The sequence below is a fragment of the Bifidobacterium psychraerophilum genome, from assembly GCF_000741705.1.
Taxonomy (GTDB): Bacteria; Actinomycetota; Actinomycetes; order Actinomycetales; family Bifidobacteriaceae; genus Bombiscardovia; species Bombiscardovia psychraerophila.
Map to the genome: position 1 here is coordinate 1 of NZ_JGZI01000001.1, position 11747 is coordinate 11747.

At 59.7% G+C, this 11747-nt stretch carries 10 protein-coding genes; 4 read left to right on the plus strand and 6 right to left on the minus strand.

What is annotated here, in order from left to right; all coding sequences use genetic code 11:
• The first annotated feature begins 216 nt into the window (after positions 1 to 216).
• The 3 genes from BPSY_RS00010 (at position 217) to BPSY_RS00020 (ending at position 4092) form a co-directional block, all read left to right on the plus strand.
• Entirely contained in the window at positions 217 to 2580 is a 2364-nt protein-coding gene (locus BPSY_RS00010; RefSeq protein ID WP_033498096.1) for an ATP-dependent DNA helicase RecG, read from the plus strand.
• Between the two features lie 88 nt (positions 2581 to 2668).
• Positions 2669 to 3307 carry a 16S rRNA (guanine(966)-N(2))-methyltransferase RsmD gene (rsmD, locus tag BPSY_RS00015; RefSeq protein ID WP_033498093.1) on the plus strand — a complete coding sequence of 213 codons (639 nt, stop codon included), beginning with the start codon at positions 2669 to 2671 and terminating at the stop codon, positions 3305 to 3307.
• 173 nt (positions 3308 to 3480) lie between these two features.
• A complete protein-coding gene (locus tag BPSY_RS00020) occupies positions 3481 to 4092 on the plus strand; it encodes a nitroreductase family protein (RefSeq protein WP_033498116.1) in 612 nt (203 codons plus the stop codon).
• A gap of 49 nt (positions 4093 to 4141) precedes the next feature.
• On the opposite strand, the gene trmD is transcribed toward BPSY_RS00020, so the two are convergent.
• The 6 genes from trmD to ffh form a co-directional block, all read right to left on the minus strand.
• Positions 4142 to 4984: a tRNA (guanosine(37)-N1)-methyltransferase TrmD gene (trmD, locus tag BPSY_RS00025; protein WP_033498114.1), complete on the minus strand. Its 843-nt coding sequence runs from the start codon at positions 4982 to 4984 to the stop codon at positions 4142 to 4144.
• Positions 4985 to 5123: 139 nt separating this feature from the next.
• Positions 5124 to 5717, minus strand: a complete 594-nt coding sequence (gene rimM / locus BPSY_RS00030) for a ribosome maturation factor RimM (RefSeq protein ID WP_193346410.1) — start codon at positions 5715 to 5717, stop codon at positions 5124 to 5126.
• Positions 5718 to 5726: 9 nt separating this feature from the next.
• A complete protein-coding gene (locus BPSY_RS00035; RefSeq protein WP_033498089.1) occupies positions 5727 to 5960 on the minus strand; it encodes an RNA-binding protein in 234 nt (77 codons plus the stop codon).
• A gap of 1 nt (position 5961) precedes the next feature.
• Complete coding sequence (gene rpsP, locus BPSY_RS00040) at positions 5962 to 6438, minus strand: 30S ribosomal protein S16 (RefSeq protein WP_033498087.1); 477 nt, start codon at positions 6436 to 6438, stop codon at positions 5962 to 5964.
• Positions 6439 to 6775: 337 nt separating this feature from the next.
• Positions 6776 to 7795: an endonuclease/exonuclease/phosphatase family protein gene (locus BPSY_RS00045; RefSeq protein ID WP_034886487.1), complete on the minus strand. Its 1020-nt coding sequence runs from the start codon at positions 7793 to 7795 to the stop codon at positions 6776 to 6778.
• Between the two features lie 50 nt (positions 7796 to 7845).
• The gene (ffh, locus tag BPSY_RS00050; protein WP_033498083.1) at positions 7846 to 9465 is read right to left on the minus strand and encodes a signal recognition particle protein; all 1620 of its coding nucleotides are present in this window, start codon (positions 9463 to 9465) and stop codon (positions 7846 to 7848) included.
• Between the two features lie 376 nt (positions 9466 to 9841).
• Here ffh and spxB point away from each other — a divergent pair, with 376 nt between their 5' ends.
• Positions 9842 to 11689, plus strand: coding sequence for a pyruvate oxidase (spxB, locus tag BPSY_RS00055; RefSeq protein WP_051921305.1), 1848 nt, complete (start codon positions 9842 to 9844; stop codon positions 11687 to 11689).
• Positions 11690 to 11747: the final 58 nt, after the last annotated feature.

Below are 11747 nucleotides of genomic sequence, written 5' to 3' on the forward strand. Positions count from 1 at the left end.
TTTGTCCCACCGAGCCGAAACCACCGCGAACATCCTCAGTTGAACAAGAAGGGAAGGGCCAGCTCCTCCATACACTGTTGACCGGTGTGATCTGAGCAGTGTGATTTGGCCAGTGTGATTTGAGCAGTGTGATTTGAGCAGTGTGATTTGACCGGTGTGATTGGCTGGTGCTGGCTGCCCGGGTCTGTGTCGAGTTGGGTGGCGACAATGGATGGCATGAGTATTTCCTTGGACACTACGGTTTCGTCGTTGATGACCAACCGCCGTCGTGTGGGGGCACTCAAATCACTGGGTGTGCTGACCGTGTTGGATGCCATCACCTACTACCCTTTCCGAGTGACGGATCCGGTTCCGATGCTTCCGCTCAGGAGCATTTCAGTGGGCAGTGCCGCAGCCTTCGCCGGTGTTGTACGGGAACTCAGAGTCAGACCTCTGGCCGCCCGACGAGGCTACAGGCTTGAGGCCCTTATCGACGATACCGAATTCGCACTTGAGCATTCGGCCCGACCGTCGTCGGCGAATCTGGTCTTTTTCAGTTACAAGAAACATTATGTGGATTGGCTCAGTTCTCGGCTGGCGCAGGGGAGTCGTTTGGTCGTGCAGGGGGAGTCGAGCTTTTTCAATGACCGTTTGCAGTTCACGCATCCGGAGACCCTGGTCATCGGCAAGGATGTGGCTTCGCAGGAGGAAGGTCTCGCCAGAGTATCCAGGCCCAGACCTGTGTATCACGCGAATTCGCGTATCTCCTCCGAGCATATCCATGAGTCGATTGTGATGATGCTGCAGGCTCTGGCGGGCTCTGGTGAAGCGGAAACGGCTTCGTCATCACCTGTACCTGGTGCCTCTGCCTCAGGGGAGGAGGAGCGTGCGGACGTGAGCCGGGTCTCGGCGAATGATCTCAGCCGGGCGATACCCGATATAGTCCCCGAAGATATCAGAGTGTCGAATGGGGCCATGCACCGTGCGGAGGCGATTGTCGCGATGCATGAGCCTGCTGACACGAAGGAATTTGCGCATGCGATAACAAGTCTGAGATATGAAGAGGCATTCATCTCGCAGACCGCGCTGCTTCGTTCGCGGGAAGGGGTCCGTGCCACGCCGGGGTATCCGTGTCCCGTGGATGAGACGCATCGGCTTCCCGCTGATTTCATCGCCTCGCTGCCATTCGATCTGACCGGCGGGCAACGTGATGTGGTGGATGCCATACAGGAGGATATGGCGAAGCCCTATCCGATGCAGCGTTTGCTCCAGGGCGAGGTCGGTTCAGGGAAAACGGTCGTATGCGTCGCGGCGATGCTGCAGGCTGTGGATGCAGGCAATCAGGCCGTGCTGGTCGCGCCGACCCAGGTGCTTGCCGAGCAGCATTACCAGACGATATCCGAGATGGTCCGGAAATTGTCCGCGGCCAAGTCTGCCGAGTCCGGAGATGAGGCGAAGCACGATATTCCTGTGGTGCTGCTCACCGGTGGCATGCGACTCGCGCAGCGGCGGAAAGTTCTGGCCTTGGCGGCCAGTGGTGAACCATGCATGGTGATCGCCACGCATGCCGCATTCTCGACGACCTTCCAAGCCCCGAATCTCGCTTTGGTGGTCATAGACGAACAGCATCGCTTCGGTGTGGAACAACGTGAGGCTCTGCGACGGAAGAACGAGGTAGCGCCGCATCTCTTGATTATGACCGCGACGCCGATACCCCGCACCGCGGCACTGACATGGTTCGGCGATCTGGATATTTCGGAACTCCGCGAACTCCCAGGCGGGCGCAAACCGATTCGTACCATAGTCGTGCAGGAGGCCGACGGGGGCACGATGAGCCGGATGTTCATCCACATCCGTCAGCGCGTGGATGCCGGGGAGCGGGCCTATATCGTATGTCCGCGTATCGATGAGAGCAGTGATGCCGAGGAGGATCCGGAAGGCGGGAACCTGATGTCCCCCGATGAATCGGAAGAGGGGAGTGCCGTTCTTCCCCTCCATTCCGTTGAGGAGATCGAACGTCGTCTGCAGGCTCTGCCACAGTTGGAAGGCATACGGATCGCCACACTTAGTGGTCGGGACGATGATGAGACGAAACAGCGGGTGATGCACGATTTCGCCACAGGGGAGAGTCCCGTTCTGGTGGCGACCACGGTTATCGAAGTCGGTGTGGATGTGCCTCAGGCCAGCTGCATCGTGGTATTCGACGCAGATCGTTTCGGGCTTTCTCAGCTGCATCAGCTGCGAGGACGTGTGGGGCGTGGAGGCACCAGGAGCTGGGCGTTCTTCATATCCCGTGCGGAGGCGGACTCGATTGCGGCGCAACGCTTGGCGATCATCGAACATTCGAGTGACGGCACCGAAATCGCCCAGGCCGATCTGGAGTTGCGCGGTGCAGGCGATGTGCTTGGTGATGCGCAATCGGGAGGCCGCTCATCGTTGAAGCTGCTGCGTGTGGTGAAGGATGCGGATGTTGTGGTCCACGCCCGGGAACAGGCTTCCGAGCTGCTTTCCAAAGATCCTGAGCTCTCTGGTGAAACCGTTCTTGCCGGGGCGGTGTTGGATTTCATCCGAGGCAACGAATCCTTCCTGGCCACCACCTGAGTGTTCGGCCCGGCCGTTCGTCCGCCTGCGCAGGCATGCTGACGACGCAGCGGGTGCGCTTCGGCCCGATGCGTCGGATAATGGGAATATGCGTATTGTTTCGGGAAGATTCAAAGGATTTCAACTGACGACCCCAAGGACGGGAACCCGTCCGACAACGGATCGGGCCAAGGAGGGTATTTTCTCCCATCTCGAATCATATGGTGAGATCGAGGATGCGAGGGTCCTTGACCTGTACGCGGGGACCGGTGCCTTGGGCATCGAGGCCCTGTCCCGTGGTGCGCATGAATTGGTGGCGGTCGAATCATCCGCACGTGCCGCGGCGCTGATCGCCTCATCGTTGAAAACGCTGAAACGCCATCCTGCCTGGATGCTGAGCGATTCGGCGCGGGTGGTGCGCAACCCGGTCGAACGCTTTCTTCGCTCCGAAGCTCAGTCATCCGATGCCCAGACCGTGGAGGATGCTCGTCGACCGGGCTTTGACGTGGTCTTCATGGATCCGCCGTACGCCTTGGGTGACGACGATGTGCGGGAGGTGATCTCCTCACTCATTCAGGGTGGGCTCATCCGGGATGATGGTGTGCTTGTGGTCGAACGCTCCACCCGGTCGCCAGAACCGCTGGTTCCTGAGGGTTGGGGATTGCGTCAGGTCAAACAGTACGGCGAGACCGCCGTGTATTACGTCGAAGGTGACCTCGATGAGCAATCAGGCGCGCTTGGGGCATGAGTCGGAAGGCCGGAGGGATGCAGTACATGATAACGCTGAGACTGACAAAATGTTAGTGAAAACGGTAATCCGGACACTCCCTTCTTTGTCAGCTGAAAGGTCAGAAACAACCCTAATCTTAGACATGTAAATACGTATAAGACGTGGTGAACGTCTATCACAAGGAGATTCACATGGCAGTTGAAAGCAGCGTTGTCGAGGCACTGAGCACCAGACATTCCGAGTATGCCCTGACCGAGACATCGGATCTGAGCAATCAAGAGGTCGTTGACCTGATCAAGGACGTTACACTGCAGGTCCCCAGCTCGTTCAACGGGCAGTCGCAGCGCGTCGTGGTGCTGTTCGGCGATGCCAGCAAGAAGCTGTGGGACATCACGCTCAAGGCCCTCCGCGGTGTCGTTCCCGAGGATCAGCCCTTTGAGTCCACCGAGCAGAAGATGGCTGCCTTCGCGGCTGGCCAGGGAACCGTGCTCTTCTTCGACAACTCCGAAGTGACGAATGGTTTCGCGGAGAAGTTCGCCGCCTATGCAGAGAACTTCCCGACCTGGGCGCAGCAGGCCAACGGCATGTTGCAGCTTTCGGTGTGGACGGCGCTCAGCGAGGCCGGCCTCGGTGGCAGCCTGCAGCATTACAACCCTCTGATCGACCTCGCGGTTGCCGACGAGTTCGACATTCCGGATACCTGGAGACTGCTCGCCCAGATGCCATTCGGCGGTGTCTCCACGCGCGCGCAGGCCAAGGAGAAGCAGCCCATCGACGAGCGAGTCAAGGTTATCGGTCTCTGATCACCCGTATATGAACAGTGTGTGTGGTTGCTTCGATGTCGTTCGAACGCTACGCACACTGTTCCGTATTCTTCTGTGCCATCCGTCTCGGGTGACTGCCGCTGACTTCCCAGCCAAGGGATATGAGGGTTTTGCGGTCGGCTTTGTCCAGATCGGCACAGTCCAGCGCTTCGATGAGATCGGGTCGGATTTCGCTGGTGCGTGCCAGGGCGTCATCCCTGCGGAATCGGTCCACTTTGGCGTGATCGCCGCTTAAGAGGACGGGCGGGGCCTCGTGCCCACGCCACACCGCGGGTTTGGTGTATTGGCGGTGCTCCAGGAGTGACTGGGCACCGGTGTAGGATTCTTCGACGATGGAGTCGGGGTTGCCCATGAAACCGGGCAGGAGCCGGGTGATCGCCTCAAGCATGACGCATACGGCGACCTCGCCGCCATTGAGCACATAATCACCTATCGAATACTCACGGACATCGACCTGCCTGCCACGGTAATACTCGGGCAGTCGTGCATCGTAGCCCTCGTATCGCCCGCACCCGAAAATCAGATGTTCCTCATGTGAGAGCTCGGTCGCATCGCGCTGAGTGAAGAGCGGCGCAGAAGGATTCGGCAAGATCAGCACGGCGGGGGATGATTGCCCGTCCTCCACCGTGTCCGGCACCTCATCCATGCCCAGGAGCTCGTCGAGGCACTCAGCCCATACCTCAGGCTTCATCACCATGCCGGCGCCGCCCCCCACAGGAGTGTCATCGACGGAATGATGGATGTCATGCGTCCAATCCCGCAGATCGTGCGCCGTGACCTGCAGCAGGCCATGCTCCTGCGCTTTGCCGAGCAGGCTGAGATCAAGGGTACGAAAATATTCGGGGAATACGGAGACGATGTCGATACGCATAGGATTCACCATATCCGGTGCCGCACCGTTTCTCTGTCGAAACCGTGCGATGTCGCACACGAGGTAGTACTTCCACGGCGTGTCGTGTGCCGTGTGGGGCGATCAACAGCCAGGACGCACGGGAAGCTCGATTATTGGGTCAGCTGTGTGATGGGGGATCCGGAAGGAGCCCACCCGGAGGGTCCAAGGTGAGATAGCCCTCATCCAGGTAGATCTCCGGTACGATCTCGTCGACGAAGGGGACCAGGCTTTTCACCGCTTCACCCTCGTCGGATCGCGATGTGATCTCAAGGATCGATTGCGCAGCGCCTTCGAGCACGTCGCTGACGTTCCCCACGCTGCTTCCCTCGGGCAGGCCAAGGGCATTGTCTGCGACGAGTCGTGCCTCCAGTCCGATGAGATCGGCTGGATACCATGCGTCGTCCTCGGCCATCGTTTCCGCGCTATCGGCCTCGCAGAAGAGTTCGGTGCCGTTCAATGATTCGGCCGCAGTGCGGTCGGAGATACCGTCGAAGAGTACGATCCAGCGAAGCTTGAAGCTGCGCGAACGCAGCACGGTGAAGATTCGCCCATCCTTGGTGACCAGAGTGGAATCAGGTGCAAAGCGGCGTTCGGGTTCGTCGGTGAAGGACATCACGTTGACCTCGCCCTTGAGCCCCTGCGCCCTGCCGATACGACAGACCCTCAGCAGCTCGCGCTGCTGAGGGTCGTCACTACGATATTGCTCGCTCACGTCAGCCATTCACCTACGGACGTCCATGATGTCAACGCGCACCTTATGGTCGGCAAGAGCCTGAACCACGGTGCGAATCGCATTGGCGGTGCGTCCGCTTCGACCGATCACGCGACCGATGTCCTCCGGGTTCACGCGCACGCGAAGCAATTCGCCACGCGCGTTCTCATTGGACTTCACGGATACGTCATCGGGAAAATCAACGATGTTCTTGATGAGGTGTGCGACTGCCTGCGCCAGCATGTTACTCGGCCTTTTCTTCCGCAGGCGCTGCCTCGGTGGCTTCCTCTGCAGGAGCCTCGGCGGCGGCCTTGGCGGCTTCAGCTTCGGCCTTGGCCTTGGCCTTGGCATCGGCTTCGGACTTTGCGGCCTTCAGCTTCTGGGCCTCCTTCTCGGCAAGCTCGATGCGGGTTTCCGCATTCGCACCTGTCTCAGGGGTCTTCAGTGTGCCTTCTGCACCGGGAAGGCCCTTGAACTTCTGCCAGTCACCGGTGATCTTGAGCATGTTGAACACGGCATCGCTTGGCTGTGCGCCAACGCCGAGCCAGTACTGTGCCCGCTCGGAATCAATCTGGATAAGCGAGGGCTGCTTGTTGGGATCGTATGTGCCGATTTCCTCGATGACCTTGCCGTCACGCTTCTTGCGTGAATCAACGATCACGATGCGGTAATAGGCATAGAACTTCTTGCCCAGGCGCTTCAGACGAATCTTGGTTGCCAAAATGGCTCTCCTTGTTAACTTGGGTGCTTCGCGTGACGCATGTGTGGGGCACAGGCATCCGTTCGGCGTGTCCTCATGCGTGCGGGGTTAGAGGGCGCCGTCCGCATGAATAACAATGGTCAATTATAGGCACATGTCTCTACACGCGGCGACCTCTGTGTTATGGAATTTTCGGCGGCATCCCGTGAAGGGTGGCCGGAGGGCTTTTCGCGGTCAGCTTGGCCAGTCCTGTTACTGTGTGAAGCACGCCAGCGCAACATGCCAAAACACCCCGAAAGCCTCTGCGGTCTCGGCGTGTCACGGGTATGGACTCAGACGATGGATGGCCGTCAAGGATCTAGAGGAGTCGTATGGAGGCGATGACCGCACGGTGATCGCTGCCGGGAATCGCCGAAGTGCTGAGGGAGACAGGTCTCAGCCCCGGGGTGATGAGCACATGGTCTATTTCGATCAGCGGCGGTACATATCTCCATGAAGAGGGGAATGTGCGGTGGTAGCCGCTATGCAGTTGGTACGAAGCGTCCACGAAGGCCGAGGTACGCAGCAGTGTTCTGAACACCGGGTGGTAGAGACTTGAATTCAGATCGCCGAGTATCACCGTTTCCATCTTCGGGAGGCCGGCCGCCGAATCCAGCGCGCCCAAGGATTCGATGCCCCGGTGCCAGAACAGGCCGCCTCTACCCGGTGATTTGGGATGTGTGGAGGCGAAACGCAGTTGTCTGCCACCGATGGTCAGCGTCGCCGTGGGTGTCGCCGCGGCGGGGATGTCGATTGCGGATCCGCTGCTTGCGCTTGGTTTGGAACGGAGCATCAGCGCATTGCTGCCCCCGTTGTCGTCAGCCTGCGCCTCGCCGGTGACAGTGAAGGGCAGTTCGGCCCTGATCCCACATGATTCCAAGGAGTGCAGAAGATGGGGAGTCACCTCCTGCAAGGCGAGCACGTCGATGCCTTCATTTCGTACCAGCTGCACAATCGACTGCGCATCTGCCCGTCCGAAACGGCAGTTAAGCGTCATCAGCTTGAGCGTCGGGCGTTGTTCCTCGATTCCGGCCCCGTCATCGGGGACGGCAGCGGAAGACGACTGCGGCGGGACGGTGGCGATCCCAGGGCTTTCGAGATGGTCGGGCAGGCCATAGATCCTGAGCAGCGCTTTCGGCAGCTTGACATACATGGCGCTGTGCCACAGCAGTTGTGCACACAACAGCGCTGCGGCAACGATGCTTTGCGGCCATGCCGCAGTCGATACCGCTACGATCAGCACCACTGTCGTGGGAATCCACAGCAGGGGAATCAGGGCGATCAACTCAGGTAATGGACGCCGGGCATCGTAACGTCCGGGTATGTCGCGCAAAGTCATCCACAAGCCGATCAGGGCACAGCACATCCATAGCAGCATAAGCGGCAGCCTCAGTGACCGAGCAGCCCGCCCAGACCTCCACCGAGATTTGGCGGCAGATCGGGCATGCCCTCGGGTGCCTGCGGCTTCTTGCTGAACGCGGATCCCGACGAGGACTTCGTTCCCGTGCCGCTCAGACGCTCGCGCAATGCCCTCTCCTCGGCCTCACGTTTCATCGGATTGCCGGATTTGGAATTACGCTTCTTCGACTTCTTGCCGCCTTTGCCTTTGCCGCCAGGGGCGCCGCCCATGCCAGGCATCCCCGGCATTCCGGGCATGCTGCGGGAGCCGTTGCTCATACGGCGCATCATCTTGGAAGCCTGCTCGAAGCGCTGCAGCAGTCCGTTGACCGCGGAAACGGTCGTTCCGGCGCCATAGGCGATGCGCGCGCGGCGGGAACCGTTGATGATCTTGGGCTCATGACGTTCCTGAGGCGTCATCGAGTTGATGATGGCCTCGGTGCGGTCGATCTCCTTCTCATCGAATTGCTCCAGCTCCTTGCGGTGCTGTGCCATGCCGGGGATCATTCCCAGCAGACTCTTCATCGAGCCGAGCTTGCGCACCTGCTGGAGTTGCGCCATGAAGTCATCAAGACCGAAACTGCCTTCGGACAGCTTCTCGGCTGCCTGACGGGCCTCATCCTCATCGAACTGCTTCTGCGCCTGCTCGATCAGGGTGAGGATGTCACCCATATCAAGGATGCGGGAAGCCATGCGGTCGGGGTGGAAAACCTCGAAGTCCTTCAGACCTTCGCCGGTCGAGGCGAAGAGAATGGGTTTGCCCGTTACGCTGGCCACCGAAAGCGCTGCGCCGCCGCGTGCATCGCCATCGAGTTTGGAAAGCACCACGCCGGTGAAATCGACGCCCTCATCGAAGGCTTTGGCCGTCTGCACGGCATCCTGCCCGATCATCGCGTCGATTACGAACAGTATCTCGTTGGGCTGCACGGCATCACGGATGTTGCGTGCCTGGGTCATCAGCTCCTGGTCGACGCCCAGGCGTCCGGCGGTGTCGATGATGACCGTGTCATACAGCTTCTCCTGTGCCACGCGAAGCGACTCGCGGGCGACCTTCACAGGGTCGCCTGTGGATTGCCCGGGGGAGACCACATCGGAGGACCCTGACTGCACGCCGGGTTCAGGGGCGTATACCGGCACGCCCGCGCGTTCGCCAACCACCTGAAGCTGTGTGACCGCGTTCGGTCGTTGCAGGTCGGCTGCGACCAGCAGCGGCGTGTGGCCGGTGTCCTTGAGCCAATACCCGAGTTTGCCGGCAAGAGTGGTCTTGCCTGCGCCTTGAAGTCCGGCGAGCATGATGATCGTCGGTGGTTTCTTTGCAAAGTTCAGAGGACGATCGACCCCGGCGCCAAGGACCTTGGTCAACTCCTCGTTGACGATGCTGACAATCTGCTGCGCCGGGTTCAGCGCCTTGGAGACCTCCTCGCCAAGGGCGCGTTCACGAACCTCGCCCGTGAAGGATCGCACCACATCAAGCGCCACATCGGCATCCAGCAGCGCACGACGAATCTCGCGAATCGTGGCATCGATATCCGCTGGTGTGAGTTTGCCCTTCGAGCGCAGATGCTTGAAAGCTCCGGATAGTCTATCGGTCAAAGAAGTGAAAGCAGCCATAGTGGTACAAGTCTAACGTCTCAGGTGGGCAATTGCGCCGCACAAGCGTGAAGGTCTGGGAAGTGCCGCTCTTCCCGCCATCTCTGGTGACGCTTCCGCCACCTGGCGGTCGACGATGTGATGAAGCTCATATGCAAGCTCGGATTGTTGCCATCCTTGGGATGTTAGTGTGTCACTAACGGTGCGGTGATGCATTCGGAACGCGGTGGCAGACAGTGTGGTGATGCCAGAGGGATGTGGCATTGGAGGCTTTGCGGTCGAGCCGACGCGTGGTGGTGTCGAGGAATTGCTTCGGTGGAATTGCTCGCAGAGAATGAGCCGCATGACAACGGGGGTCCGCATACCAGGTGGGCGCAATCGACGCAAAGGAGCGATCATGGCCAAGAACGTCATTCAGTTTGGATTCGACAGCAAGACGGCGAATCAGCACAAGGAAGGAACCATCAAGGCGGGCGTGGCGACCGTCAAGGTTCTGGAATCATGGGGGGTCAAGCACCTCTATGGCATTCCCGGTGGGTCGATCAACTCGCTGATGGACGCCTTGTACGTTGAACGCGAGCATATCGACTACATCCAGGTAAGGCATGAAGAGGTCGGTGCGATGGCTGCCTCGATGCACGCGAAATACACCGGGCACATCGGCGTGTGCTTCGGATCGGCAGGTCCCGGAGGCACCCATACGCTCAATGGCCTGTATGACGCCCGCGAGGAGCACGTCCCCGTTCTGGCTTTGATCGGCCAGTTCGGAACCGCAGGGCTCAACATGGACACCTTCCAGGAGATGAACCAGAACCCCATCTACGCGGATGTCGCCGTATACAACCGACAGGTCTCCACCGCGGCTCAGATGCCGCACGTCATCGACGAGGCCATCCGTCAGGCATACTCGAAGAACGGCGTGGCCGTGGTGCAGATCCCGGTGAACCTCGGCTGGGAGGATATTCCCGCCGATGCGTGGTATTCCGCGGCGCACTCCTTCAGACGGTATCCGAAGCCGGTGCTCAACACCGTTGACATCGCAGCGGCCGTCGAAGTGCTCAACGCGGCGGAACGCCCACTCGTGTTCGCAGGCGTGGGCACGCGCGGCGAACACCAGATCGTGATGGATCTCTGCCGCAAGATCAAGGCCCCCCTGGCGAACACGGGCATCAGCTTCGACAACTTCCCGTCGGACTTCGAAGCATTGCTCGGCAGCCCGAACCGCGTATCGACGAAGCCATCGGTCGAGGTGTTCCCCGAGGCGGATACGGTGCTCTTCGTCGGCAGCAACTATCCTTTCGCGGAGGTCTCCAATCTCTTCAAGAATGTACGCAAATTCATTCAGATCGATATCGACCCGGCGAAACTCGGCAAGCGGCACAATGCCGACGTCGCGATTCTGGGAGATGCCGGGGATGCTCTTCGGGCCATCTACGAGGATGTGGATGAACGGGAGGAGTCCGGCTGGTGGAGGGCGAATCTCGCCAACGTGGCCAACTGGAACGCATACGTCCACAAGCTGGAGAAGAAGCGTGACGGTGAGCTGCAGCTGTACCAGATCTATGATGCGATCAACGAGCATGCCGAAGAGGATGCCATATTCTCCGTCGACGTCGGTGATGTGACGCAGACCTCGATCAGGCATCTGCATATGAACCCGAAGCAGATGTGGCGGACCTCATCGCTCTTCGCGACCATGGGCATCGGTATCCCCGGCGCCTTGACCGCCAAAGTCGATTTCCCGGATCGTCAGGTATGGAATCTGGCGGGCGATGGCGGTTTCAATATGGTGATGCAGGATCTTGCGACCGAAGTGCAATATCATCTGCCGATCATCAATGTCGTTTTCGCCAACAAGCAGTATGGCTTCATCAAGGATGAGCAGGAGGACACCAATCTCGGCTTCATCGGCGTGCAGTTCATGGACATCGACTATGCGAAGCTCGCCGAGTCGATGGGTGCCGTGGGGTACACGATTAGGACGATTGCGGAAGTGAAGGATGTCTTCGACCAGGCGATGAAGGATGTGGCACAGGGGAGGACCGTGCTGATCGATGCGAAGATCAGCGGAGACCGTCCCTTGCCGGCAGAGATGCTGGAACTCGACCCGCGCGTCAGCACTCCGGAACAGATCGCCGATTTCCGCAGGCGCTACGAGGCGGAGGATCTGGAGCCGCTGAGCCACTACCTGTGCGAGGAGGGTCTTGAATCCACCGTTGCACGCATCGAGCAGGGCGGCTTCTGAGCCGAGCGACACCGCTTCCGGCAGGATGGCGGGCACTGCGGTGATGTGAAGGCATGCG

What these genes read in the sequence shown, in the direction of transcription:
- BPSY_RS00010 (WP_033498096.1), top strand. Translation starts at nt 217, where the DNA reads ATGAGTATTTCCTTGGACACTACGGTTTCGTCGTTGATGACCAACCGC.
- rsmD (WP_033498093.1), top strand. Translation starts at nt 2,669, where the DNA reads ATGCGTATTGTTTCGGGAAGATTCAAAGGATTTCAACTGACGACCCCA.
- BPSY_RS00020 (WP_033498116.1), top strand. Translation starts at nt 3,481, where the DNA reads ATGGCAGTTGAAAGCAGCGTTGTCGAGGCACTGAGCACCAGACATTCC.
- trmD (WP_033498114.1), bottom strand. Translation starts at nt 4,984, where the DNA reads ATGCGTATCGACATCGTCTCCGTATTCCCCGAATATTTTCGTACCCTT.
- BPSY_RS00035 (WP_033498089.1), bottom strand. Translation starts at nt 5,960, where the DNA reads ATGCTGGCGCAGGCAGTCGCACACCTCATCAAGAACATCGTTGATTTT.
- BPSY_RS00045 (WP_034886487.1), bottom strand. Translation starts at nt 7,795, where the DNA reads ATGACTTTGCGCGACATACCCGGACGTTACGATGCCCGGCGTCCATTA.
- ffh (WP_033498083.1), bottom strand. Translation starts at nt 9,465, where the DNA reads ATGGCTGCTTTCACTTCTTTGACCGATAGACTATCCGGAGCTTTCAAG.
- spxB (WP_051921305.1), top strand. Translation starts at nt 9,842, where the DNA reads ATGGCCAAGAACGTCATTCAGTTTGGATTCGACAGCAAGACGGCGAAT.